Origin of the sequence: Bradyrhizobium erythrophlei (assembly GCF_900129425.1) — a bacterium.
Taxonomy (GTDB): domain Bacteria; phylum Pseudomonadota; class Alphaproteobacteria; order Rhizobiales; family Xanthobacteraceae; genus Bradyrhizobium; species Bradyrhizobium erythrophlei_C.
Genome location: NZ_LT670817.1, coordinates 3,811,265 through 3,835,333, shown reverse-complemented (window position 1 = coordinate 3,835,333; position 24,069 = coordinate 3,811,265). Strand labels below are relative to the sequence as shown.

Sequence of the window (24,069 nt, the reverse complement as noted above, 5' to 3'; positions counted from 1 at the left end):
GCCGCATGATGCAGGGAGAAGGAACCGGCGTTATCGAGCTTAACGACGGCAGAGTGGCCGGTAGAGACACCGTGCTCGCCTACACCGGGTCATACGTTGCAGACGGAGATAAATTCACAGCTTTCATTGCCACGAAGCGGCACACGCCGGGGCAGCCATCCGTTTTCGGCATCGACGAGGTCAATTTGACGCTGACCGGCAAATCCACGCCGACAACGGCATCATGCACCGGAATCGCCAAACAAGCGCCGGGCCTGACCTTTGAGGCCACGCTTGTCCCTATGGCAGATTGACAGAGCGCCCCTACAGAGGCGGCCTTACTCCGGTGCCCTAAGCCCGCCGTTCTGCCATCCTGACTTGACTGAGTTCATCGGGTCCTCAACGACCATTTTATGGACGTGCTCGCACTTCGGACACTCAAACGTCCGCAGGTCGGAATGGTTAGGACCAAGCTCGATCCGGGCCAGCATCATGCGGCCCTGACACTTAGGGCAGCGTGGCCGTTCGATTGGAAGTAATGATGGTTCGGTGGAATGGGCTAATGGCATGGACGCATTCCCTCTGTTGGGCGGGAGCGTGTAGCACTCTCAGACACCGATAGCAGCCGAAAGCGGTGCGGTGATCACGACACCTTAACCCCGTGATGGGAACCGAACAGTGCAAAAGTGTACATAACTCAAAACAGGCCACTGTTCATTTCAAATTAGGCCACTGAGGGTCAAAACAGGCCAGTACCCAACCGCGGTGGCTTAGCTGAACGACCGGGCGATATGAGAAAGCATGGCCATCGCACCCCGCGTGTAACGGGCGCTGTTAAAATGCTCATCCGCAAAATTGAGTATGAGGAGAGCAACCACGGTGGCCATTGCGACTCTCATGAGCGTATTGTTGCGGCGATGGGTTAATCATTTCCTAAGAGCACTCTGCTCGCCATCGCCGTTTCTCTCGACAAGCGCGGTCGATCCCAGAGCGGCACATTGCTATCCTGAACGCAGACAGCAGGGGTCGGATGAAAGGTGGCCGCCAACGGAGGCGGCCTTACTTATTCGTCTTCCGGGTCTTCCCCTAGCGTTGTGCCCTCTATCGCGTCCGCTTGTGCCAAGTATTCACGCGCCAACTCAGTGAGGCTCTTAGCCAGCATCGGGTCGGTGCTATCTCGGGCGAGGCGGAGGGCTTGCTCTGCTTTTTCTCGTAAATATAAAGGGTCTGCCATGGGGCTCACCGCGCACAAGATCAGGCGGGAGCAAACGCGCTCTCAGTCATCGATAGTTGCCGAGGCCGGGTCGATGATGGTTATAACAGTATCAGCTATGTCCGGTTCCCGACATGATTGTTGTTCGGTCGAGCCGGATCACCATTCGCGCGCCGCACCAAAGCTCCACGTCGTGGCCGTCGACAAGGCGCGTGGCCTTCTCGATTGCTTCCGAGTCATCAGCGCAAACCAACGGCTCGAACCCCGTGAAATGTCCATCATGGCCGACGGTGTAAGCTGGGTACTCTGCCACCGCTTAATCCGGCCGCCGTAGCTCGCCGGTGAGAAGCTGGGCTACTTCCGTTGAGCGCAGTGGATCGTCGCTGGCGCAATCAAGACACTGGAATTTTCGGCCGCCCATTTTGCGAAGCAAGAATTGCATTGGTTTGTGGCACTTCGGGCAGGTAGGAGGCGGAGTGTTTCTGGGCATGACGCTCACGCGAGATCCGGCGCAGCAGGTCCACTCACAGGCACCGGTTAATGCCGAGGACGCGACGGTGATAGCAAATTCTATCGCCACCAAGCGAGAATGTCTGCCCGGTTTCCGACTCTAAAATTCAAATTAGGCCACGGCGAAAATCAAATTAGACCACTGGGGTCGAAACTGGCCAGCGGGCTTATATCCGTTTGCCTCGCATCTTGATCGGGGGATCGGAATGGTAGTGCCGGTTCCGTAATCGACCTGGTAGCAGCGGTCCGAACGAATTACGTCCCCCTATGGAACTAAAATGCCGAGCGCGCCTTGGAATAGTCGGGTGCGCTTCGCCACTGCTGAGCGCTACCGAGCTAGAACGGCCTCAGCCTCCCCCGAGTTGGGGCCGTCTCTTTATGAGCTTTCTGGAATGAAAGAGGCCGCCAACCGAGACGGCCTCACTCCGCCTTTTGACCGATAATCCGGGTGACGAGCCGAGCACCGCACCAAAGCTCAATTGCGGGGCCTTCGAAAAGCTTCTTGGCTTCTTCGATAGCTTCGCCGTCGTTTTGGCAAACGAGGCCTCTGTACCCGATAAAATCCTTCTCAGGTCCGACGAAATAGGCGCGGTAATCTGGCATCCGTTGTGTCCAAGGTGCCCAGGATAAAATGGTACGCCCAACCGGAGGGCGTTGATACAGGGTCTTTATTCAGACCAGCCACCTAATAATATCCTGAGAGCTGCGGGATATGCGTTCCGCACCAGCAACCACTGCTAAAATGAAAAGGGACCACTCAGTGAACAACGGATGGAAAGGGGCCAGCACCTGCCCCGGTTACTTGCCGAATTAGGCCACTCGCAAAATCAATTTGGCGACGTGCAACGATGCTTCTTTGGGTCCGTTAGCTGTCTGCGGCGGACATTCAACCTCCAACCGTCGCCAGCGACCTCGCCCTTACCGGGTTCATGGAGCGGGGTCGTCTGGCGCGCGCCAAAACAGGCGGAACCGTTTAGCGGCTGGCGGGGTGCCCAGCGCGCCGGTACCCACCAAGCCAGCCTCGGACGGATGAGGATAACGAGGAGGCCGCCACTGCGGCGGCCTACAGCGTGAATGCGGCAAAGACGAAGCCGCCGATCAGCACGGCAAATGCTAATGCAATAAGGGCGAGTAAAAACTTGGCCATACAGACCAACGCCGAATTGGCTCTTTCGTTCGGCTTGATCCAGCTTGCTATCAAACCGCTAGAACAGACCGAGAAATGAGAACTTTCAGATGGAGTTGAGCGGCAAGCGGAATTTGCCGGTGTTGCTCTCGCCGGTGTCTGCTTTGAAGCGCACTACGGACTCAAGTCAGACATCCCGCCGAGTCCGAAAAGTGCCAAACTCGGACATGACGCTAATAAGAAGGCCTCAAAAGAAAAAGCCGCCCCGTCGGCGGCTCTTCAATACAGGACGATGTGGTGTAGGCCAGGGCTTTTCGCACGTCTATTCACGACCGACCCAACCGCTGCAAGATAGCGCGACCGCCGCAATGAGCGCCCCCGATCACATCACCGAGTTCGTTTGCGAAGACTGCGGCGATCACGCGCACGTCTTCGGTCACTATTACGGCTTACCGGTGCACTCGACGTGCCCGCTTCATCCGCGAACATCCGACATGCCCGAGCACATTTTGCGAGGCGACACTTGGTAGGGTCGCCAAACGCAAAAAGGCCCCAGCCCACGATGCCGTCATCCCAGCGAGGACCCACGGGAGACGACGATGGACGATGGACGACGAGACCAGACGCTATTGCGTCCTCACGTTCCCGCTCGCGTTGAACTTGTTCTTCGTATCATACCCGGAGTCGTGTAGATTTCGGATATACAGGGCGTAGTCGCTGCTACTCACACCGCCCGTCCAGCCGACCGAAGGCGCACCCGCCCCGGCATAACCACCATAGTAGGCCGCCCTGGTTCCCGGAACAGGGCCACCGTAGTAGGGACCCCCCGCGTAGTAACCTGTGCCTGTGCGGTAGGGGTCGCCTCCCCATCCCCAGTTAGGTGAGGTGGCCGCGACCGCGGCAGCCGTGCCGACCGCAGCGGCGCCTACGTAGGTACCGGGGTCGTCGCCGCCAACCAAGCCGCCTCTGTTGTTCGCGCCGCCTCCGTAACGCCCCACGACCATACCTCCGGCGCCGTAAGCAGCCCGCCGGTGTTGCCGGCGCGCGACGCCCGCAACGCTCACGGGTGTCAGGGGACGACCGACCCGTGCTTCGGCCTTCTCGACTGATAGCGAGAGGCCGCGTTGCTCAGAGCAGTCAAAGGAGAGCAGCGCCGCACACGCAAACGTCGAGGCTGCAATAGCAACTGTTGTCAGACTCATCTGCTTCATGGCTTTTCTCCGTTACCTGCTTGCCCCATTTTGAAAACGATGTGCCTTCGTTGGTCGTGCGCCATTGCGATAGATCAAGGGCTTCACGAACGTCACGACATGTAAACTTGAGAGATGCTTCCAGCGGACGTGAGTGTCACGATAATTTTGGCCGAGCATGGCCAACATCCCCCATGGCGCAGGGACGGCCACGCCAACCAACGGCGTTTGGCTTTTTGCAACTTTCGCAGCATCCCTTAACGGCGGCGTCAACGGTCATCGCGCCCTGGGCCGCCAGCGCCACCAGCTCTGGCAGCGTTGCACGCGCTCAAACCGCCACCGCCTCCAACCGCCAGCAGCTTGAAAGCATCAGCAGCTAGCAAGTCATTCCGACCGCACACCTGCGGACGGCTCGGCCGGTCTGGCGCATGGTGGTTCTTGCCACGCACACACCGTTAACTCGTGTCCTGCCAGCGCCGCAGGCGGCAGCGACTTGCGTGATCATACCCTCCGGCTGAGGAATCGGCGCAGGCGTCATAGCTTGGGCCGATGTTGCAACCGATAACGCGAAGCCAGCAACAGCAATCAACCTGATCATGTTTCTGTTCCTCCCTTATGCTGGCAAATCAAAGTTTGCTAGCCGTTGTCGATCGCGAAGTACGATTTCGCGCTGAGTGCGGCCGGTGAAGTCGAGCACGCCCGCTCGTTCCAACCGCGATAGTGCACGAGATACGGTTTCAAGCGTCAGGCCAAGATAGTCGGCAATGTCCCGACGGGACATTGGTAGCGCCATGATCCCGGTAGCGGTTAGCCGCCCGTCCATTTCAACCAAAAACGCGGCGACCCTCTCCAGCGAAGTTTTGCGGCCCAGCAACAGCATGTGATTTTCTGCGTGTTCCAGATTGCTGGTGGTCATACTGAGTAGGTTTCGCGTGACAACCGCGTCACTTTCGGCCACCGCCTCAAGGCTTTGCCGTTTGATTAGGCGGACAGTAGTCTTCACGACCGCTTCGGCGGTAAATCGATGCGCGCTGCCGTTCTCCAGTCCAAAAATATCGCCGAGCAAGTGAAACGCACCGATCTGGCGGCGGCCATCCGCGAGTAGTTTGTAGCTTCGAATTGCGCCCGTTTTGACTTGATAAACGTACTCGGCAGGCTCCTTCTCGCCGTAAATCTCGGCTCCTTTCTCGTAGGTGAATTCATTCAAACTGACGATTGGATTCGATCCACTCGTCATGCCAAGGTCCCCGAGCGAATTGGGACGGGGCGTCCGGTCTGTGGTGATACGCACAAACATGAGCTGAATTCCAGAACTACCAAATTCAACAGAACGTAAAATTGTTTTGCGCGGAATGAGAAGTTCAATCGCCTCAATAAAAATGAAAACTGCCCGTTCCGTCACTTGTACCAAAGGACAGTGTTACGTTTTGACGCACTGATGTGCGAAGGTCGGTTATGGCTACCGCAAATATCTGATGCAAGTCCGAAGTCGGCTTCGGGTCAATCGCGTCGTTTCGACCGTCCGCCGATGACTTCCGGTCCACCCCGATGAAACGGACATATTCAGAGCCGGTCGGCATGTCTCAAAGGTGCCAAAAGGGTGATCGTCTTCTCTCAACATGCGGACCGCACCACCCTTGCTGGCAAAACTGTGGATGATGTCGGAGAACTCACCCAGGGATTTCTAAACGGCCTACCGGGTTGGGAATACGCCGTCGAAGTTGCTCCGAATTATCGCGCTTGTTTCGGCAGCCCGTTAGCCCGTATTCCTGACCGCTTCAGCAAGCATGGCGTAAAGCTGGCGCTTGGTGAATTCCTTAGGCTGCGTCACCGCTGGCTTGCGCGTGGACACCACCTTATCCACCGAGCGGGCACAAGCGGCCAATAGCACTGGTCTTCGCTTCCGCACCGACACGATTTTTGGGTTAGCAGTCGGTGGCTTGTGACCGCGCTTCAGGCCCAAACGAGTTAGCTTGGCGCAAATCGAGTTACGGCTATAGCCGAGACGGCGAGCGATCTGCGCAGCGCTCTGTCCTACGGACCATAGTTTCTTGAGCAGTGCTACGTCTTTCGTATCCCAACTCATGACAGACGCTTATACACCGACTGCCAACTACAGGCTAGTCGTACCGGTAGACGAGACCGACGTCCGATTTGCTGCGCGTTGCGGACTCAAGTCGGACATCGCGCCATATCCGAAAAGTGCCAATTCCGGACTCATGCACCGCAGCAAACGACATGCACAAACCGCGGCTGGCGCTTGGGACTGCTCGCCGCGCTCTACGCGCGCGGCGTCCGCACAGAAAACTTTGTAAGTTTCGTTTCTCGTTTCGGAAGCGACGTCGTGGTACTGGCTGCAGCGCTGGCGCAAGCGGGCAAAGCATCAGTTGCGTGCGCAACCACTATGCGAGATGTGCTTGGCGCGCGGTCAAGTGACGGCAGCGTGCATCTGCGACCACGTCGAGCCGCACGGCGGCGACTGGAACCGGTTCTGGCTCACCTGCCCGCGCCATCACCCTTGCCCATCGCGCTCCGTTAATAAACACCACGCCGCACGGCGCGACGCGTATGGCGGAACTCGCGACGGTCGACACGACGCGCAGTCACGCGGGCGCGCCGGTACGTGACGGCCTGCGCTTGATCAACGCTTAACTCCACGCCGCCGCGCGGTGTCACCTGCGGCGAGACCGGAATCGTCGCCAACACCACTGCTGCAAACAGCAGTCCGACAATTGAGCAAGCTCTCATTGCACCTACTCCCTGTTGTCCACCATGGCCGTGTCAACACTGCTTCAACAGCAAAAGCTGTCTGGCCAGTGTGCCTAATTTGTCGGCCACTGTCAGCAGATGTCAAGGAATATGCGCAGCGCATCGAGCGCCCCGTGCGGCCATGCGCGCTGCACAAATCATGGGGTGCTCATGTCTCAGATGGGTCAAAATGCGAAATACTCGCTGCGAACAGATCTCTTCCGCTTTGCTCCCGATGGCGGACATGTTGCGACTGCCGCGGCATTTCCGTTTCGTGCCAATAGCGGACCTTCTCGGGAGCAGTCGACCGACATGTCTCAATGGTACCGAACCGGAAGCGGCTTGACGAATAAAAATTCGGCTGCGCTAGTCTGACGACGGCACGGAGTGATGCTCGTGCGCGATACGCCAGTCGCCATCGGTGTTGCACAGTCCGATTGTCAGCCTGAACAGGAACCCGCCTTCTTCCGGAGGGCCGCTGAACGTGCCGGAGCCGCACCGCACGATGGCGACGGCAAAGGCGACATCTTCGCCGGCGGTAATTGCAAGCTCCTCTATGTCGAATGCTTGCGACGGCTTATGATACCTGAAGAACAGATCCCATGTTTTCTTGTACTCAGCCATTCCTCGCGACTGCAGCGGCGGCGGGACGTCGAACATCACGATATCCTGCTCATGATGGGCAAGAATACCAGAAAGATCATGCCGGCGGACTGCGTCCGCCCATGCTTCGACGATCGCTTTGATTTGACTTTCGGTCGTTCCGCCTTGCTGCATCATGGCTCTTGCTCCGACTGTTTGCGGATGTACATCCAGAGGACAAACGTCGGGATGCATATCCGACACGCCGAATAACTTTTTCATGGCACGGGTCCAAGCGGTCGGATGTCCGTTACTGTCAAAAGCGGAAGTTGACAGACGCCCTGCCGTCGTCCGCTCAACCCCTCAAGAGCGGACATCTCGCACCAGGGCTGTCACGTCCGAAAAGTGCCAACAGGCGACATCATTCGATCACCTCGTCGGCGCGGGCGATGAGGGAAGCCGGAAGATCGAGGCCGAGGGCTTTTGCCGTCTTCAGGTTAATCACCAGATCATATTTGGTCGGAGCCTGGACCGGAAGATCGGCCGGCTTCTCGCCCTTGAGAACGCGATCGACATAACCGGCCGCGCGCCGAAACTGGTCGATGCGATTGGGCCCGTAGAAAATCAGCCCGCCGCTGTTGATATTGTTTCGGTTGCCATACACGGCCGGAAGTCTGTGCTGGGCAGCTAGTTTAATGATGAGATCGCGATGCGCCGACACTCCGGCGCTCGGCGTTACGATCAGGCCTCCATTCCCTGAATTCGCGAGAGCGACGATCGCGCGCTCGATCTCACTACTGCTGCGCGCGTTGACAGCGCTGATCTCCACGCTGAGCCACTCCGCAGCGTCCTGTATGGCGCCAAATTGGGCCATCGCTGCGGGATTGTCCGGAAGGCGAATGACAGCCATTCGCCTTATGTTCGGCTCGATCTGTTTGAGAAGCTCCACCCATTTCGCTGTGAAGCCGAACTCGAAAATCATGAAGCCGGTGGCGTTGCCGCCCGGCTTCGCAAGCTTATCGACGAACCCCGCACCGGCTGGATCGGTTACGCCGACGAATACGATCGGCAGTGCACGGGTGATGCCCTCCACCGCAGCTACACTCATTGTGCCGCTGGCCAGAATGATATTTGGCGAGAGATCGACAAGTTCTGCGGCGTATTTGCGCTCCAGCGCAACGTCGTCTTCACCCCATCGAACGTCAATCCTCAGATCGAGGCCAACGTTCCATCCAAGTAGTTGCAAGGCCTGTTGGAAAGCCGCGATGCCCGCCTGACCTTCGGTATCATCTGCGGCGCGGTTCATGAGTATGCCGATACGACGAGCCTGTTCTGCCTGCTGAGAGCGCACGACATACGGCGAATATCCCACGGAAGAGGTGCTATTGAGAAATCCGACCAGGGGAATCGCAGGCTGCTGCGCACGTAGAACAAGCGGCCATAATGCCGCGCCGCCGCCGAGGGCCGTAATGAACTGGCGTCGTTTCATGCCATCCCCCAAGGCGTTGGGACAGACGAACGCTGGGCAAATTAGCACACGGAAGGACCTAGTGCATCGAATTTCGAGTGAAGCGAGCCAACCTTGCCATGTCCGTCCCGGGTGTGCGCCGTGACAAGGCGGCGCTTTCCAGTGGGTGCAAGCCCCACCCGGCAACCGCTACCAAAAACGGAAGTGGCCGCGCTGGAACGGCATGTCCGTTCTACTCTCCACAACAGACATCGTCTGACGGCCCCGCCATGTCCGTTTCGTGCCAACTGCGGACTCACGCACCGCAACAAATAGCTCTGTATTCGATCAACTCGTCGGCGAGCAGCAAGGCCGATTCCGAGATGGTGAGCCCGAGCGCCTAGCTCGTGGCTTCAAACCGGACATCGGCAATCCAGTTGCGCTTGCGCCGGCTCAGGCGGGCTTGTTCACTCTCGTCCTCGAAGGTTGCCGGCGCGCGTCGAAGCAGCGCAGGTTCTACATTCTCAAATGCGTTCACGCTGACGACGGCGTAGAGGCAGCCGTCGATTCGGCTGGTGACCACCGGCACCACGCCACAGCCGGTGCACACGTGAAACTCGGCAGTCTTGGTGCCGAACGCGTATTTTGATACGCGCGTGCGATCCTTGACGCTCACCGTGAGTGATCCGGTCGGGCACGAGGTCCAAACACCGCCATGCTTCGCGCAGAACGAGCAGGTGCAGGCCCGAGCCGGGATTTCTGACGGCTCCGGCCGCCAGTCGAGCGCGAAAAAGATATTGCCGCAATGGCAGCGACCGGAGATCAACATGGCACTTCCGCGGTCGTGAGGGCTACACTCTATCACATTGTTGAATGAGTATTGGTGGCAACTCCTGCCAACCACTCAACGGAAATTTACTGGGGCGCCCGTGCGGCGGCGGTGGCCATGTATTTCGAATAGAAATCAGCAACCCGGTCGCGCCACATTCCGACGAATGCCCCCGATGTCAGCTTATCGACCGATTTCCAAGCGTGTTTTACGGCCGGAAGAGTATTCCGCCAGATCGCGCGTTTGCACCATTTTTCACCCTTCTCCCTGCCTTCGCTGGTGGCACACATGGATTTCCAAGCGATGCGATCAGGTTGGCTGATGTGCTCGGCTGCGCCTTCCCAGCCTTGTTGATGGATTAGGTAAAGATCGATCAAGGTCGGCTTCTTGTGCGTCACCCACTCGAACAGAATGCCTTCGGTAATGACCTTGTAGGCCGCCGCAACGGCATTGTCGCGGGGATCACGAATCTGCCCCGAGCCGAATTTGTTGAACTCGTATTCGCTCAGTTGGAACAGGCCGATATACGACCCGGTGCGTTGCTTGGGGTCGAAACCGGACTCGATCTTGGCAACCGCCTTCATGAAATTGAAATCCAGACCGAAAGCATCGGAAGCGCGCTTGATCTCCTCGACCGGCGTTCCGACCGGGGTGTCCTTGAGTGAACTTAAAACGATAGCCGCCGGCTTCTCGGCAGGCGGCAGTTCGGACCAGACGTAATAGATGAGATACCGGAAATCCTGCGTCACCGGTGCCGGCTTGGGAGCATCGTCGGGCGCATCGTGCGTTGTCGGCATCGGTTGGGCGGCATCATGGTGGCCCAAGGCCATCCATTTTGCCTCGAAAGAATCGTAGCCGATTTCGGCTTGGGCCATCAACGACGGTCCGGAACCCGCGGCAGATGCCTCCGGCACGGCGGCGGAGAGCGCAGGCGCACCGGGCGTCTCCGCGCTCCCAGCCGCTTCCAGCATTGCGTTCGGCACGGTCGCGCCTGGCGTGTTTCCGCCAACCTGATGGATCATCCCCGTGAATGTTATGGCACTCACGATGCAGCTGGCCTGCAAGGCTTTCATTGCCCCCAACTCCGCGGCACGGTCCCCGAAAGCACGCTACACGCATGTTCCCCGTAGTCCAAGGCGAGTCCGTTTTTAGTGGAATGTCCCAAGCGAGGCGACGGACAAGATTGGTATGGGGTCACATTTACTGGAGCTGTTGCCTAAATGCGACATCCTTATCGCCGCTCGCAACTGCCAAGGCTATTGGCCTCGACATCCCGCCCACGATGCTCGCACTCGCGGATGAAGTCATCGAGTAACCCGCCACTTCGCCTTTGGGTCTTGGTTGCGTGATAACGCGCTGACGCGGGCGGGGAACGTCCACGATCCGGTCGGCGTAGTCCGACACGGCCGATCTGAGCAATTTTTTCCTGTTGGGCGATCAGGGGCCGCCTCCGAGTCGTGGCGGGGAATGCTGGGCATGGTCTGGCTCGGTATCGGCACGCAGTGGGGTCTCCACACTCACGCTCTGATCGCTGCCAGCAACGCCCTTGTACCGACGATATTCATGACCCGCGTCAGATTGTAGGCGAGTACGCTGAGCGCCATCTCGCTCGCGACCTTCGGCAGCGTCTTCATCAAGAAGTGCGTCGCGCCCATTCTCATCTTGAGCGTGCCGAAGGGATGCTCAACCGTCTCGCGCCGGCGGCGCATGGCCTGGGGATCTTGATCCAGCCGCTGCTGCACGATTTCGAGAACGTGCTCATGCTCCCATCGCGTGATGCGGCGTTCTTTGCCTGTGGTGCACTGATCCTTGATTGCGCAGGTCTTGCAGGCGTTCGTCCAGTACCGGCGCATCTTCTGCCCGTGTTCCTCATTGGCATAGTGGAATTTGAGCTTCTCGCCGGCGGGGCAACGATAGACATCCTCCTCCGGCACATAGACGAAGTCCTGCTTGCCGAAGCGGCCTTCCGACTTCGCGCCCGACGTCATCGGTTTGGGCAACGTCACGCAAATGCCTGCCTGCTCGCAGGCCAGGATCTCTTCGCCATTGAAGTAGCCGCGGTCGGCGACGGCTTCGAGTTTATCGACTTGCAGAACGGCCTTGGCTTCCCGCGCCACGTTCGCCAGTTGTGAGCGATCCGAGCCGATATTCGTCACATCGTGCGTCACGATCAGATGGTTCACGGTGTCGACCGCGACCTGCACATTGTAGCCGACGACGCCCGAGCCACGCCCACTTGTTGCCATCGAGCGGCTATCGGGATCAGTGAGCGAGATTTGGTGATCCGGCGAGGCCAACATTTGCTTCTCGTAGGCTGCGAGTTTGCCCATTTCCTCTTTCAGCTTGTCGAGCTTCTCCTTGAGCCGCGTCGTCTTGAGCACCAGCACTTCGGACGGTTCCTGCCTATCCGCCGTATCGAGCTGGGAGAGATACCGCGCCACACTCTCCTCGAGTTGCGCGCGCCGGCGATCGATCTTCCCCCGGGTAAAATTGCGATCTCGATTATTGACCGCTTTGAACTTGCTGCCGTCGATCGCGACGCTCGCCTTCGCCAACAGACCCATCTGGCGACAGAGATTGACGAAGCTCGCGCATGCCCTGCGGATCGCCGGGCCATTGTCCTTGCGGAAATCGGCAATCACCTTGTCATCGGGAACGAGCCGACCGAGTAGCCATATGACTTCCAGGTTTCGGCCGGCTTCGCGCTCAAGCCGGCGGCTCGACTGCACTCGGTTGAGATAGCCGTAGATGTAAAGCTTCAGAAGAACCGAGGGGTGGTAGGCAGGCCGGCCTGTCGCTGCAGGCTCGACGCCTTCGAAACCGAGATCGGCCAGATCGAGCCCGTCGACAAAGCAATCCACCACACGAACGCAATTGCTCTCCTCGACCCACTCATCGAGGCATTCCGGCAACAACGTCGATTGTCCGCGATCGGCACCCTCAACGAAGCGCTTCATGATTGCCCCCGGCAAATCGCCAAGCGAATCATAGCAGACAGTTCGTTTTCACGCAGCCAGGGTCATGTGTGGACGGCTCCGGATTGGCAAGGACTTTCTTCACGTTTTGCAGCATTGGTCGGTGCAGCCATGTGTCCGGCCTTTTGACGCGGTTCATATGACCGCTGGCCATAATGCCCTCCGCGGATCAGGTCCCGATCAAACTCGCGCATTTGACAATGCCTCGACCCAAGTGGGTTGTCCTGATCGCCGGATCGACCGGCTCTGCATTACGTGCTGTTCGCCCTCCCAACCTTCACATCACGCCGGTTGTCCGGCGCGATCTCGTTTACGCCGCAAGCGCGACGGGTTCCTTGTATCGCTCGCCCCTGGCCATCATGGCCCAGACCATTCGCGCGAGCTTGTTGGCAAGCGCAATAGCCGCAACCTTGGTCGGCCGTCGCGCCAGCAACGCCGTGAGCCAGGGGCGATGTTTGGTGCCATGGATCTTGGCGTAACGGATGACGGCGAGCGCGCCGGCCACGAACAGGCCGCGCAGATAGCGGTCACCTTGTTTGCTTATATTGCCGAGCCGGTTCTTGCCTCCACTCGAGTGCTGCTTCGGCACGATACCGATCCAGGCCGAGAAGTTGCGTCCTGATCGGAAGGACTTTGGATCAGCTACGGTGGCGACCACAGCAGTGGCCAACACCGGACCGACGCCAGGAGCTTCATCGAGCCTCATGCTCATCTCGTCGGATCGGTGCCAGGCCCTGATCAGTCGGTCGAACTCCAGTACCTGCTCCTGGATCCTGCGCAATTGAGCCCCGAATGCCGAGAGACACGCACGAGCCATCTCCGGAACTCGCTTGTCGTTTGGATCAGCCACGACATTGAGCAGCTCCTCGACACCGTGGCGCCCAACCGGCGCAACGATCCCGAACTCGGCAAGATGGGCCCGAATGGCATTGATCACCGCGGTCTGCTGACGGATGAACAGATGGCGCGTGCGGTGTAGCACCAGGCCGCTCTGCTGCTCTAGAGTCTTGGTCGGCACGAACCGCATGTTGGCCCTGGTGACCGCCTCGCAAATCGCCTCCGCGTCAGCCGCATCATTCTTCTGTCGCTTGACGTAAGGCTTCACATAGGCCGGCGGTATCAACCGTACCTTGTGACCCAGCGCTTGCAGTTCGCGCGACCAATGGTGCGCCGAAGCGCAGGCCTCAATGCCGACCAAGCACGGCGGCAACTTCTGAAAGAACGCCAGGACAGAGCGCCGTTTCAACTAACGGCGGATGACTACCTGGCCGGCGCCATCATGCCCATGAACCTGGAACACCGACTTGGCGATGTCGAGACCGATTGTCGTAACCGTTTGCATGGATAGCTCCTCCGAATCGTGGGAGCCTCAACTACTCCCACAGCCGTGGCACTCTCGTGCCGGTGGAGGAGCCGTCCACAGCATCAAACTCGGAAGGAGAGCCATTCGCGGAGAGTCCGCTCTAACCCGATGAACGGACATCGTCAGACCGGCCCGACTGGTCCGTTTCGTGCCAAAACCGGAACATAGCGTGCCACCGGAAAGCGGACAGTTCTAAACGGTGTGGCGGGCTACATCGCCACAGCCTTCGGAAGTTGAACCGCCAGGTGCTCAATGAAGGCGCGGACTGAGGGCAAGAGGCCTTGCCGGAAAGGCAACAATGCCGTCAACGTCGAATCACCAGCAAGCCACGTGGGCAGCACCCTACGCAGCACTCCGGATCGAAGCTCTTCGCGGCAGACATAGCCGGGCAGCGCGACAATGCCGAGCCCGGCGATCGCCGCCTGCTTCAATCCGACCATGTCGTCGCTCATGAGGCGCGGCGTCAGCGGCACGACAACCTCGCCTTTCCGCTCGCTTGAATGGCGAAGCCGCCAAATCGGGGAAACCCCGGTGCGCATCATGAAAAGCGATGAATGCTTTCGCATATCCTCGGGTGTCCTAGGCGAGCCGTTCGCGCGAGGTAGGCGGTCCCTCCGAACAGCAGCCACGGCGCTGGTGCTAGCGTCCTCTGGACCAGCGTGGAATTCGGAAGCGGGTCTGAATGCGCCCTGACCGCGACATCGTAATTCTCGCCGACGATGTCGACGTTTTGGTCAGTCGCATGCGCGACGACGTTGACCTTGGGATAGCGGACAAGAAAATCTGCGACCACTTCCAGCAGTGCGAACTGCATGGTGGCCATGCCCGATGTGAGGCGCACGGTGCCGATTGGTTCACTCAGCCGATGCCGTATCGAGGCCTCGGCCTGTTCGGCCTGCTGTAGCATCTCCGCCGCATGGCGATAGAATTCGCCACCAGCATCGGTCATCCCAAACCGCCGTGATGTGCGGTTGAGCAACCGAACCCCGAGCCCCGCCTCGAGCTGGCGGATACGATGGCTCAGAGTCGATTTCGGAAGCCGAAGCGTGCGGCTGGCGGCGGTGAAGCCGCCCCGATCAACCACCTGCACGAAATAGAAGAAGTCGTTGAGGTCGAGCATGGCCCATCGTCCAATATATTGGATATTAGGTTCAATTATTGCCGACTTATTGTCCGATCGTCCAGCAGCTAGCCTTCATCCGGTGCCGGCGCCGGCCGCAGCGGGTCGCTGCCCGGAGACCGACGGAGACCTTCGTGCAACGGCGTGAATTCCTCCAAACAACCACGCTCGGAGCCGTCGCGCGGATTCTCGGCGCGGCGCCGATCAGCGGCACATCTCAACCCTACTCATCTCAGGAGAATGTCATGGCAGACCAAGTCAGCCCTTATGAACAGCTTACGTCCGAAAATGCAGCGCTCGTCCTCATCGACCATCAAGTCGGTCTCATGACCGGGGTGCGCGACTATTCGACGGGAGAACTCAAGCACAACGTGATCGCGCTGGCCAAAGCCGCCAAGGCGTTGAAGCTGCCGATCATTGTCACCACGACCGCGCGCGACAGCATGTGGGGTCCGACCTTCCCGGAACTTGTGGCCGCACTGCCTGGTGTCCAGATCGTTGACCGCTCGTCGGTCAACGCGTTCGATGATGCAAGGGTCGCGCGCGCGATCGAAGCGACCGGCCGCAAGAAGCTGATCTTCGCCGGCATCTCGCTCGAAGTCTGCGCAGCGTTTCCGGCCATCACCGCGGTCGGCAAGGGATATGGCGCTTATGTCGCCGTCGATGCGTCCGGAACGTTTAGCGAGACCAAGCGCCAAGCCGGCCTCCTTCGCATGCTGCAGGCCGGAGTGATCGTCTCGGACTATGCGACCTTGATGGTCGAGATCCTGAAAGACAACGCACGCCCGGAGGCCGGCACCGTCTACGACGCGATGGACATGCCCTGGGCAAAACTGGTCGGGCAAATCGCGCAGGCTTACGGCAAGTGACTGTCAGCCGGTCGGCTCGCGCTGACCGGCATCCTCTCCGAAGCCTCAGTCCGCTTTCCGGATAAGCCCGGCCGCGCCTAATGTCCGTTCCGGGTCCAGAAGCTATGGGGACGGCGGCAAAGGTCTGGCACCGTTGTCGTTGTGCGAAAACCGATGGAGGTGCCCCCATGACCCAAGTTGATGACCTGAGCCGTTCTCTGATCGCCTTCGAACAGAATAGCACCATGGTTGCCCGAAAGGAACGAGCTGGTGATTCACCCTGTGCCGCGACGACGTGATCGCGCGCTAACATCGTGCTGACAATTTGTTTTCGCGGTTTGCCGGGGTGGCGAAGCCGCCGTGGATGCGCCGACCCGATGGCCGGTGTCTGACAGCGGCGAGCGCGGCAAACGCATCCACGCCGCCACCGGACCGCAGCACGACTCATCGTGGCGCTGATTGAGCATCGCGACGTCGTCGCCGCGAAAAAAATTGACGATGCGTCGTGAGGTTTCAAAAAGTTGCGGTGAATATCTCGATGCCTCGCTGACCGAAGTCGACGCGTCGTGCGTCAAACTTCAAAACCGGTACACCACCTTGGTCTCGATGACCCGCGAGGTGCGGGCGTCGTCATCGACGGTGCCGACCCGGCTCGCGACCGCCGCCGGACTCAGAGTCGACGAAGTCAGACCGAGGTTCGCGCGTTGGGAGGCGGCGCGGAGGGCGATGGAGGCCACCCACATTCGTTTTTCCGAAGGGGCGGCTACCACCCCCAATCCGACGAGCGACCGTGCCTGTGGTACGTCTGATCCAAGGTCCGTGCGGTTGGGTCCCTCGGCGATGAGGCTCACGGAAAAATTGCCAAAAATTAAAAACGCGAAACGGAAATCGGATCGCACAGTCTTCGAGACCAAAACCGAGGTTCGCGTCTTGGAGGATGTTTCCCGGTCGGCGGGGGGCGGCGGCATTCGTTTTCGCGACGAGGCCGCTACTCCACCCATCCCCGATCAACGCCGCTCCACGGCCCCCATCGTCACCACGGCGCGGTCGCACACGGGTCCTCGGAAAATTTCAAAAAAACGGCGGGTCCCATACGCAGTTCTCGAAATAGAACCGCTGCCCGGAACTTGGGTCCCCCGAGAAAAACAGGCCAGGCGGGTGAAGTCCAAATTCGGACTTAGTTTATGGAAATTTCCGGGAAAAATATTTTGGGAAAAAAATGGAGGAGAACGGGGTCAAGGCCCTTCAATTAACAGACCCCCATGGCCTCTCCTCGGATGCCGGGGTATGCACCGGACCCAGCTCGCGCCGGGCGGGCGCGATCTCGTCAGGCCTCCAGCCGCTCCAGCACGCGCTGCACCTGCACCGCAGACCAAGTCCCGCTGCCGCGCGCGGTTGGGATACCGATCTCGTTGAGCTTCGTTGCAAGGGCCCGCAGTGACGTAGCACCGCCCGCCCGCAGCTCGGCGATGGTCCCCGAGAGATCGGCCGCCCGCTTCGCAGCGGCCTGCTGGCGGGCCGCTGCAGACTGTTTGCGCATCTTCGCAGTTGGCTTGCGCCCACGATCCCCGCCTAACACCGTGCCGCGCTTCCTGGCCGCAGCCAGCGCCGCCTTGGTGCGGGCCGAGATCATGCGCCCCTCCTCCTCGGCCACCATCGCCATGATGCCGACCGTGAGCCGGTTGGCGTTCGGCATGTCGGCGCAGACGAAGTCAACGCCAGCCTTTTCGAGACCGAGCAGGAAATGGGCGTTGCGGCTCAGCCTGTCCAACTTGGCGATCACGAGCTTGGCCCCGTGAAGTCGGCAGGTGGCGAGTGCGGCTTCAAGCTGCGGGCGATGGTGATCAGCGCGCTTGCCGCTTTCGACTTCGACGAATTCCTTGATCAGCTTCCACTGTCCGCCGTTCAGGAAGTCGGCGACCCCTTGGCGCTGCGCTTCCAGGCCCAAGCCGCTCTTGCCTTGCCTGCCGGTGCTGACCCTGAGATACGAAACCCACTTCCCGTCCGCCATGCTCGCCCCGTTACGTGTATGTCAACCTCGGTTGAGATATATGTAACGGCTTGGGTCAGAGCGTCAAGAGCTGGTTTTCTCGGCTTCAGCAGCCTTTGCCGCTGGCGAGCCAGCATCAACAGCCGCCTTCTCCCGTTGCGGCCCGCCGGTGTTCGATCCGGTGCAGCGCGCTGGCGCATTGGTGGCCGGCGCCCCTAAAGTACGGCGGCGGCCGAGGCGGCGTTCGGCGCGCCAGCCTGGTCAATAGCTGGCACAGGTATCGCGGGTAGTTCAGCGCCTGCAGAACGTTCCTGGCTTCGCGGATATCGACCGCGTGCCGCCCTGCCGCTCGAACGCCGCTCTGCGCCGGTCCTTGTCGGGTATGGTCCACCAGTTGCGCTCCGGCTCAGAGCGTGCCTTCCGAGCACGCCTGCGGATAAGTTGGGCCAACGGTGTGAGCCCTACCCGAGCTAGTTCGTCGGCTTCGCCCCGAAGCTGTTCGCGCGTGGAGATCGGCAAGACCCGGTCGAGCAGCTTGTCGACGCCTTCAAGCCCGAGCCAATGGTGTGTGACAACAATAACTTCACAGACCGTTTCGCATTGCGCGAGCGCAATGGAGTCGGGGTCCGCGTTCGACCGATCATCTTCCAGGAGAAACATCGTCATGCTCAATCTGAGGCGCGAGCCGACGAAGCCGACGCCGGGCCAGTTCTGGATCGGTGCCGAGCAAATCAGACATCACACGGAATGCGTTCAGAACTCCGCCGACTTCGTGGACCACGGACACGTCGACACCAAGCGTAGCTTCCCTCGGCAACAAATCGGCGGCGACGCGAAGATAGACGCTCGGCTGCTCTTGGCGAACCCGTTCGATCACCGCGGCGCCATGCTGCTCGAAGTCGGCGGCGAACGCTGACAAAAATACCTCGCTATGTCGATTGCGGGAGCCCTTCGGCCTCCCGCCGAAACCGGAATTGCCCGGTAGAAACCGGCCGGTCTTGCTATCACGATCTTCAGGTGAGGTGATGTCAGTCATGTGAGCATCATAGGCGACATCGCGGCAAAATGCGAATGCAGTTCGGTGGACTGGTACCCGAGATATAGAAAGTAGTGGGGCTTTTCCCCTCGTCGTGTAGTGGGGCTTAACCCCACTGGGAATTTGGTTTTACGTGGGGCTTCCCCCCACTGGGTTTCTGTTTTCATGATGCCTCGCGCAGCGGCGGCGGCATGCGGTGACCGCGCTTGCGGCGGCTGCGCTCGACGCTGGACTGCCGAGCGACGGTTGCCACAGCCTTCGCCTGTTCGATGGTGTCGTACCTTCGCCACTCATCGCTCGGGCCGGCCTTGTCTGTGTACCGATATGTCAGCCGGTAAAGACTCGGCGTCCTGAATTCTGCATTCCCAGAGCGGCCTCGCTCCGTCACTTCGATCAGGCCAAGTGCTTCGCACTCATTTATGGCGGGCCCGATGGCATGACGGTCGATACCAAAGTCCTCGAAGTCGACGTACGTGACCGGCAACCGGCCGTTGTCGGTGCCGCCATGATCTGCAAACTCTATTTCAATGCGGGCCAGAACCCGGTGGCCGGAAAGACTGAGCACTCGATACGCAGGGCTGCGAAGGAGATCAATCGGTCGCGGGGCGAATTGACCCGTGAGCTTCTTGTGTTTCTGGCGACCGCTCATGTGCAGTCCCCCTCATCCAGGCCGCCTGCCACATGGCCGCGCGAATCGCGGCTCCCAACGCGGCGACCTCGCGCTCGATGGTCTCCAAGGGGATTCCTTTTCGGCGCAGGTTTTCGGCTTGGATCGAGAGTTGGCGGTCCAGGTGGCGATCCCCGGCCTCTGGCCGCATGGTCGAGATCAGTCGAGCGTGACGGTCAACGAAGGCCTTGCGGCGTGCGAGTGGGAATGGAACGACGGTGGCGCCGGATCGCACGGCGCTGAAGATCATGGCAGACCCTGGTTGTTCGATGAGCAATCTAAACCTCCATACACTTTGCCCGTAGGCGATCACGGGTGTTTAAGCTCGCCGCGCACACCGTGAACACCTGAACGAGGGCGCCTTGGTTTGGTGCGGGATGCTTGCGCGACCGGTGTGACCGCAGTGCGCACATTTGATCTGGCGGTACGAAGGAAGATGCTGCACCTGCAGATCATCAAGGGTCTCCGCCTCGTTGATAAGCTGGTGACAAGCACGGCCTTGCCCGCTGTGAAGACCAGCGCGTCGCGCGCTGGTCTCTTGGCTGATCCGCAGCTATCTCTCTTAAAAGGGAATATCGTCGTCGTGCAGCTTGCGACGGTGCTCCGCACAGTAAGGGCAGTCGCTGTAGCGCTTCCTCAGCTGGCGCTCATGCTCCAGCTCCTGCTTTGTTTCCAGCCACTCGGCTTTTGTAGCTTTGAGGAAGGCCTCCTCGTTGGGAAGCCACGTGCGCCGGCATAGTACTCGTCCGTCAGGTTGAACAACGCCGCGGAATTGCGACGGCTCCGCAGTTGACGTGACATGCTGGACAACCGGCTCAAGTTCCGTGCCGGCAAAATCGCTCGGAGCCACCTGCCAACCTATCACCGGTTGACGGACAATGGTCGGATCATCCTCGTTCTGCTGGTAGTCGACGAAAAGCACCTCGAAACCGGGTTCGGCGGGCAGCGCTGCGCCTCGCCCATGACCCCTGACGTTTACTTCGGTGCCGTCGTTAAAGGTCCAGACACTCTCATGGTGCCATCGGGGATCGGACCCCATGCTCAGCCACGAGCGGTGAACGCACTCCCGCACATCGTGAGTGTATGCCCGATTAATGGCTTGCTCGATGATGAGCGAATTATGTTCCATAGCTTTCTACCTTTTTTGCTTTGCAGACTTGCGGAGCGAGAACGGTTGGATGCGGCCAGGACCCCAATGGCGGCGCTCGCGCCGCATGTGACCAGAACGTGGCTTGCGAGAAAGAAAATGCCCTCATTGCTGGTTCTCCCGCAGCCGAGCGCGCGCATCACGCGACTCTGCCTCTCTGCGCGCAGCCTGCGCCGTGGAGCTGATGCGAGGTTTCTGAAACGAAGAGTGCTTTCCTAAGTATTCTGTCTCCCCAGCGCGGGGGGTAGTTTGCGCGTCTTTGTGGGGGGTGTCCCTACCCCCCACGGAAGGGGGTGAACGTTGGACGATTTGAGAGGACGGCCAGATGCGACGCTGGGGCTTATTCTGCACGAAGACCGAAGCGCGAATGATGCCCCCTGCCCGTTCAAGATCTTGAAGAGCGGCCTGAATTTTATTGACGGGGATACCCAGTTTGCGACTCAAGTAAGAGTCGGTTGCGTAGGCGAACCCTTCTTGACCGAAGAGCCATTCCAAGGCCCACGCGACGCGGAGCACCCGAGCCGATGACGGAAATAATTTTCCGATCGCAACCCGCCATTGATCAAATAGCTTGGCCTTTTGACGAGCGGTGCGCCAAACAAGCGCGCCAAGGGGAGTCGCGTTCTCGTCTATAAACTGACGACGCCGACGCGCGGGCTGAACAAGCCCAACCTCGGGTAAGGCGTTTGTGGCTGCGGCCATCACGCAAAGTCTCCCGACTTGAACATGCCGTGCGCAATAGCCGCGTGAATTGCCGCGCGCAGGCTGGAAACCTCCCGGTCGATGGCCCCGCCATCGATGTTCTTTCTACGCAGCGTTTCAAATTGAAAAGCCAATTGCCGCTCAAGGTGGCGCTGGCCGGCGTCCGGCCTCATAGCGGCGATCAGCCGGGCATGCCGGTCGATAAAAGCGCGCCTGCGCGCGAGGGGGAACGGTACGATGTCCGCCACGGTCACCTCCGTCGCTCCTGGCACGAGTTCCAGACTTGCGAGGGTGATCCGCTGCGGGCGTTATACACATTGAGGCCGGCCATAAGGGCTCCAAAAGGTTAGACACTTGTTCCAGAAACGTTTTGTTTCCGTACTCTCGTTTTGCAGTCCCCCTATCTGCCGCGTCGTTGCGCCGACCACACGCGGCTTCTGTCGCGGCTGCAAATGATCGGATTGCGATTGCCGCATTTCACGCATCGCAATCGCGGCGGCTTGTCCAGGAATACTTCAACGCTGCCCTGATGGCCGCACGGGCACCGAATGTGCAGCTTGGTCGGAACCCGGCGCACCTGCAGATCATCAAGGGTCTCCGCCTCGTTGATCAGGATTTCGAGTTGTTGCCGGTGCCATGCTTTTCTACTTAAGCTCACGGATTAGTCCTCCATCCACATCGCGGGTGCCGTCCATCGGCTTTGTCTGACTCGCTGCCGCTGGTCACACCCCATGTGGCTGCCTCGGGGGCGACGTATTAGTTGGCGGCTACATAGATCGGCACCACGCCGGAAGCGCCGGCGTTCAATACTTGAACGCCCGGCGCAACGTTACTCTGAGCTAGAAAGGCAAATCGTCATCGACATAGCGTCTGCCCTATTCCACAGGGCATCTAACGTCGCCTTGGGAAGATCGCTGAAGCTGACCCACACGTCGCTCTCTGGAGAGCGAGCGAAATACTCTCTCCCAACGCAGTCAGCTTCTGGGTCATACGGGAAGACCCCATAGGGGTCGACTACTTGTGCGTACCTCCAGGTCACGTGGGCGGTTGCAGGATCAATTCGAAGACCAGCTTCCTTGCGGATCGCGAGCCATTCTTCGGTTGTCAATTTGTCTTCGACGGTCGTCATAGGAGTCTCCTGTTTTGGCGGTTAATACGGGTTCCGCTGTGTGCGGCGGAGACCTTGCTGGTCTCCGCGAACGTGACGTTCATGCGATCCAAGTCTGCGCGGTCGACCCGCCGAACAGACCATCATCGAGTGGCTTCAAAAGTCCCTTATCGATAACCTCCTGCGCACCTTTCGGCCCGACTCGCTTGCCGCTCGGCTCCAGCACGTACATGACCTCGGCGTCCCCGGTGGTCTTGACGCGGAAGGACTTGCACAATCGCTGACCGTCCTGACGGCAACGATCAACAATGAGCTTGGCCCTCTGTGACATCTTGTTGGAATTGGACATGATGCACACCTCGACCTATCTGCTGTGGAGGTGCTGCGCCAACCGCTGAAGCCGGTCAGCATTCAGTTCGAGCGCCTGCATGAGGCACCGCCTGCATTCATCGTCGAGATCGGGATGGTTCTCGACGAACGCCTCCAGGCGACCGCAGTAACCGTCAAGCAGGTTGGTCAGTTCGTGGTGGGATGTCCCGACCCTCTTGACGACCGGCTCCGCATCGATGACGGGCTCGGTAGTGATCGGCTGCGCCTCGGTGCGCTTGCCATTGCAGGTGACGATGTTAGATCCGAGTGCAGCCTTCCTGGTCCTGGCTGCCCTTCCCCCTTTGGACCTGCGCTTCGCGGCCTCTGCTTCCCGGTCCGCCTGCGACTTCTTCTCCATCCTGTCGGTGCGGATCATCGCCGCGACGGTATCGTCGGGCACGATGTCGCCGGAGGCAGCACGGGCAATGACCTGCTCGACGATCTCCGCCGGCGCCGACTTCGCGGCCAACAAGCGCAGGGTCCCGGGAGGCAAAAGCGCAACGTGTTCGCTTTTGCCCTCGGTAAATTTAGCCACAGTCATGTAATACTGCGCCGCGCGAATGCCGACGCCGAGCTCGCGCTCAATCCAGCTCTCGAACTGACCATGCGCCAGGCGATCCTTGACCGCGATCAGGTCGCGACCGATGACGACGATGTCTGCGGTGTGCTTCTTAAATAAGCCGCGAAGCCGTCCTGCGCGGTCGCGCAGGTCTTCGGCGTCTGCTGGCCGGAGGGCGGCGTAGTCGAAGCCAGCAGCAGCTCCTGCCGGCGCTTGTGCGGGCGGGACATTCGAGAGAGCCCCCACGCGGGCGTCGCTGGTGGGGTGGCTCATGATGCGGTGCCCCCCTTCGTGATCCCAGCCTGCTCAAGCAACCTCATCAGTGCCGCTTTGGGGACCTTGAGCAGTTTGCCTACCTTGATGGTAGGAAGTTGTCCCCTCTTGGCCGCCTCATAGGAAGCGTTGCGGCTCAAGCCCAACAGCGCGCCCGCCTCTGGCACATCGTAGACAAGCCGATCATCTCGTTTGCTTTCGTGGCGGCTGGGCATAGCGGAACCTCAATGGTGTGAGTTCACCACCATTATGCACTGGTGATCATGCTGCGCAATGAAAAAGGTGTAC

The 24,069-nt window shown here is 59.7% G+C and carries 22 protein-coding genes and 2 pseudogenes; 2 read left to right on the top strand and 22 right to left on the bottom strand.

The annotated features are described in order from the left end of the window. The first annotated feature begins 5 nt into the window (after window positions 1-5). On the top strand, window positions 6-293 hold the full coding sequence (locus tag B5527_RS18220) for a hypothetical protein (protein ID WP_172842584.1): 288 nt from the start codon (window positions 6-8) through the stop codon (window positions 291-293). A 1,829-nt stretch (window positions 294-2,122) separates the two neighbouring features. Here B5527_RS18220 and B5527_RS18205 read toward each other — a convergent pair. The 10 genes and pseudogenes from B5527_RS18205 to B5527_RS18140 all read right to left on the bottom strand — a co-directional run bounded on the left by B5527_RS18205 (window position 2,123) and on the right by B5527_RS18140 (window position 15,082). After that, entirely contained in the window at window positions 2,123-2,305 is a 183-nt protein-coding gene (locus B5527_RS18205) for a hypothetical protein (protein ID WP_079602757.1), read from the bottom strand. Window positions 2,306-4,631: 2,326 nt separating this feature from the next. Further along, the gene (locus B5527_RS18185) at window positions 4,632-5,315 is read right to left on the bottom strand and encodes a helix-turn-helix domain-containing protein (RefSeq protein ID WP_079602753.1); all 684 of its coding nucleotides are present in this window, start codon (window positions 5,313-5,315) and stop codon (window positions 4,632-4,634) included. 459 nt (window positions 5,316-5,774) lie between these two features. Further along, window positions 5,775-6,104 (bottom strand): GcrA family cell cycle regulator, encoded by a 330-nt coding sequence (locus B5527_RS18180; RefSeq protein ID WP_079602752.1) that lies wholly within the window; start codon window positions 6,102-6,104, stop codon window positions 5,775-5,777. Between the two features lie 1,028 nt (window positions 6,105-7,132). Continuing rightward, complete coding sequence (locus B5527_RS18175; RefSeq protein ID WP_197689312.1) at window positions 7,133-7,630, bottom strand: YybH family protein; 498 nt, start codon at window positions 7,628-7,630, stop codon at window positions 7,133-7,135. Window positions 7,631-7,769: 139 nt separating this feature from the next. Then, window positions 7,770-8,849: an ABC transporter substrate-binding protein gene (locus B5527_RS18170; protein WP_154072337.1), complete on the bottom strand. Its 1,080-nt coding sequence runs from the start codon at window positions 8,847-8,849 to the stop codon at window positions 7,770-7,772. A gap of 346 nt (window positions 8,850-9,195) precedes the next feature. Then, window positions 9,196-9,621 carry a GFA family protein gene (locus B5527_RS18165; protein WP_197689311.1) on the bottom strand — a complete coding sequence of 142 codons (426 nt, stop codon included), beginning with the start codon at window positions 9,619-9,621 and terminating at the stop codon, window positions 9,196-9,198. An 89-nt stretch (window positions 9,622-9,710) separates the two neighbouring features. Then, window positions 9,711-10,697, bottom strand: coding sequence for a transglycosylase (locus tag B5527_RS18160; protein WP_245332640.1), 987 nt, complete (start codon window positions 10,695-10,697; stop codon window positions 9,711-9,713). Between the two features lie 444 nt (window positions 10,698-11,141). Continuing rightward, the gene (locus B5527_RS18150; protein ID WP_079600895.1) at window positions 11,142-12,581 is read right to left on the bottom strand and encodes an IS1182 family transposase; all 1,440 of its coding nucleotides are present in this window, start codon (window positions 12,579-12,581) and stop codon (window positions 11,142-11,144) included. A 328-nt stretch (window positions 12,582-12,909) separates the two neighbouring features. Continuing rightward, window positions 12,910-13,941: pseudogene (locus B5527_RS18145) on the bottom strand (IS110 family transposase). Window positions 13,942-14,171: 230 nt separating this feature from the next. Next, window positions 14,172-15,082: pseudogene (locus B5527_RS18140) on the bottom strand (LysR substrate-binding domain-containing protein). A gap of 245 nt (window positions 15,083-15,327) precedes the next feature. Between B5527_RS18140 and B5527_RS18135 the strand changes: the two are divergent. After that, window positions 15,328-15,951: an isochorismatase family protein gene (locus B5527_RS18135; protein ID WP_079602747.1), complete on the top strand. Its 624-nt coding sequence runs from the start codon at window positions 15,328-15,330 to the stop codon at window positions 15,949-15,951. Window positions 15,952-16,508: 557 nt separating this feature from the next. Here B5527_RS18135 and B5527_RS44095 read toward each other — a convergent pair. From B5527_RS44095 to B5527_RS18075, 12 genes are all read right to left on the bottom strand, one after another. Further along, window positions 16,509-16,898 carry a hypothetical protein gene (locus tag B5527_RS44095; RefSeq protein ID WP_154072336.1) on the bottom strand — a complete coding sequence of 130 codons (390 nt, stop codon included), beginning with the start codon at window positions 16,896-16,898 and terminating at the stop codon, window positions 16,509-16,511. Between the two features lie 359 nt (window positions 16,899-17,257). Next, window positions 17,258-17,941: a recombinase family protein gene (locus B5527_RS18130; RefSeq protein ID WP_079602745.1), complete on the bottom strand. Its 684-nt coding sequence runs from the start codon at window positions 17,939-17,941 to the stop codon at window positions 17,258-17,260. A 270-nt stretch (window positions 17,942-18,211) separates the two neighbouring features. Then, window positions 18,212-18,586 carry a hypothetical protein gene (locus B5527_RS18125; RefSeq protein ID WP_079602744.1) on the bottom strand — a complete coding sequence of 125 codons (375 nt, stop codon included), beginning with the start codon at window positions 18,584-18,586 and terminating at the stop codon, window positions 18,212-18,214. Continuing rightward, complete coding sequence (locus tag B5527_RS44090) at window positions 18,561-18,956, bottom strand: hypothetical protein (RefSeq protein ID WP_154072335.1); 396 nt, start codon at window positions 18,954-18,956, stop codon at window positions 18,561-18,563. Before B5527_RS44090 ends, B5527_RS18125 begins: the two co-directional genes overlap by 26 nt. 163 nt (window positions 18,957-19,119) lie before the next feature. Next, window positions 19,120-19,605 carry a hypothetical protein gene (locus B5527_RS18115; protein ID WP_154072334.1) on the bottom strand — a complete coding sequence of 162 codons (486 nt, stop codon included), beginning with the start codon at window positions 19,603-19,605 and terminating at the stop codon, window positions 19,120-19,122. Beyond that, on the bottom strand, window positions 19,547-19,873 hold the full coding sequence (locus tag B5527_RS47655; protein WP_079602741.1) for a DUF6074 family protein: 327 nt from the start codon (window positions 19,871-19,873) through the stop codon (window positions 19,547-19,549). Before B5527_RS47655 ends, B5527_RS18115 begins: the two co-directional genes overlap by 59 nt. A gap of 312 nt (window positions 19,874-20,185) precedes the next feature. Continuing rightward, window positions 20,186-20,752, bottom strand: coding sequence for a hypothetical protein (locus B5527_RS18105; RefSeq protein ID WP_079602739.1), 567 nt, complete (start codon window positions 20,750-20,752; stop codon window positions 20,186-20,188). A gap of 719 nt (window positions 20,753-21,471) precedes the next feature. Beyond that, complete coding sequence (locus B5527_RS18095) at window positions 21,472-21,720, bottom strand: DUF6074 family protein (RefSeq protein WP_154072333.1); 249 nt, start codon at window positions 21,718-21,720, stop codon at window positions 21,472-21,474. 581 nt (window positions 21,721-22,301) lie between these two features. Next, a complete protein-coding gene (locus B5527_RS18090; protein ID WP_079602735.1) occupies window positions 22,302-22,601 on the bottom strand; it encodes a hypothetical protein in 300 nt (99 codons plus the stop codon). Window positions 22,602-22,680: 79 nt separating this feature from the next. Next, a complete protein-coding gene (locus B5527_RS18085; RefSeq protein WP_154072332.1) occupies window positions 22,681-22,929 on the bottom strand; it encodes a hypothetical protein in 249 nt (82 codons plus the stop codon). A gap of 15 nt (window positions 22,930-22,944) precedes the next feature. Beyond that, the gene (locus tag B5527_RS18080; RefSeq protein WP_079602733.1) at window positions 22,945-23,781 is read right to left on the bottom strand and encodes a hypothetical protein; all 837 of its coding nucleotides are present in this window, start codon (window positions 23,779-23,781) and stop codon (window positions 22,945-22,947) included. Continuing rightward, the gene (locus B5527_RS18075; protein WP_079602732.1) at window positions 23,778-23,996 is read right to left on the bottom strand and encodes a helix-turn-helix domain-containing protein; all 219 of its coding nucleotides are present in this window, start codon (window positions 23,994-23,996) and stop codon (window positions 23,778-23,780) included. The genes B5527_RS18080 and B5527_RS18075 overlap by 4 nt, the downstream gene beginning before the upstream one ends. Window positions 23,997-24,069 lie beyond the last annotated feature (73 nt).

Excerpts from the sequence above, each read along its gene's own strand:
- B5527_RS18175 (WP_197689312.1), bottom strand. The coding sequence starts at position 7,630 with ATGAAAAAGTTATTCGGCGTGTCGGATATGCATCCCGACGTTTGTCCT.
- B5527_RS18135 (WP_079602747.1), top strand. The coding sequence starts at position 15,328 with ATGGCAGACCAAGTCAGCCCTTATGAACAGCTTACGTCCGAAAATGCA.
- B5527_RS18090 (WP_079602735.1), bottom strand. The coding sequence starts at position 22,601 with ATGACGACCGTCGAAGACAAATTGACAACCGAAGAATGGCTCGCGATC.
- B5527_RS44095 (WP_154072336.1), bottom strand. The coding sequence starts at position 16,898 with ATGCCGCCGCCCCCCGCCGACCGGGAAACATCCTCCAAGACGCGAACC.
- B5527_RS18080 (WP_079602733.1), bottom strand. The coding sequence starts at position 23,781 with ATGAGCCACCCCACCAGCGACGCCCGCGTGGGGGCTCTCTCGAATGTC.
- B5527_RS18160 (WP_245332640.1), bottom strand. The coding sequence starts at position 10,697 with ATGAAAGCCTTGCAGGCCAGCTGCATCGTGAGTGCCATAACATTCACG.
- B5527_RS18205 (WP_079602757.1), bottom strand. The coding sequence starts at position 2,305 with ATGCCAGATTACCGCGCCTATTTCGTCGGACCTGAGAAGGATTTTATC.
- B5527_RS44090 (WP_154072335.1), bottom strand. The coding sequence starts at position 18,956 with ATGACTGACATCACCTCACCTGAAGATCGTGATAGCAAGACCGGCCGG.
- B5527_RS18180 (WP_079602752.1), bottom strand. The coding sequence starts at position 6,104 with ATGAGTTGGGATACGAAAGACGTAGCACTGCTCAAGAAACTATGGTCC.
- B5527_RS18125 (WP_079602744.1), bottom strand. The coding sequence starts at position 18,586 with ATGACGATGTTTCTCCTGGAAGATGATCGGTCGAACGCGGACCCCGAC.
- B5527_RS18085 (WP_154072332.1), bottom strand. The coding sequence starts at position 22,929 with ATGTCCAATTCCAACAAGATGTCACAGAGGGCCAAGCTCATTGTTGAT.
- B5527_RS18220 (WP_172842584.1), top strand. The coding sequence starts at position 6 with ATGATGCAGGGAGAAGGAACCGGCGTTATCGAGCTTAACGACGGCAGA.
- B5527_RS18075 (WP_079602732.1), bottom strand. The coding sequence starts at position 23,996 with ATGCCCAGCCGCCACGAAAGCAAACGAGATGATCGGCTTGTCTACGAT.
- B5527_RS18115 (WP_154072334.1), bottom strand. The coding sequence starts at position 19,605 with ATGAGCGGTCGCCAGAAACACAAGAAGCTCACGGGTCAATTCGCCCCG.
- B5527_RS47655 (WP_079602741.1), bottom strand. The coding sequence starts at position 19,873 with ATGATCTTCAGCGCCGTGCGATCCGGCGCCACCGTCGTTCCATTCCCA.
- B5527_RS18130 (WP_079602745.1), bottom strand. The coding sequence starts at position 17,941 with ATGGCGGACGGGAAGTGGGTTTCGTATCTCAGGGTCAGCACCGGCAGG.
- B5527_RS18150 (WP_079600895.1), bottom strand. The coding sequence starts at position 12,581 with ATGAAGCGCTTCGTTGAGGGTGCCGATCGCGGACAATCGACGTTGTTG.
- B5527_RS18185 (WP_079602753.1), bottom strand. The coding sequence starts at position 5,315 with ATGTTTGTGCGTATCACCACAGACCGGACGCCCCGTCCCAATTCGCTC.
- B5527_RS18105 (WP_079602739.1), bottom strand. The coding sequence starts at position 20,752 with ATGGAACATAATTCGCTCATCATCGAGCAAGCCATTAATCGGGCATAC.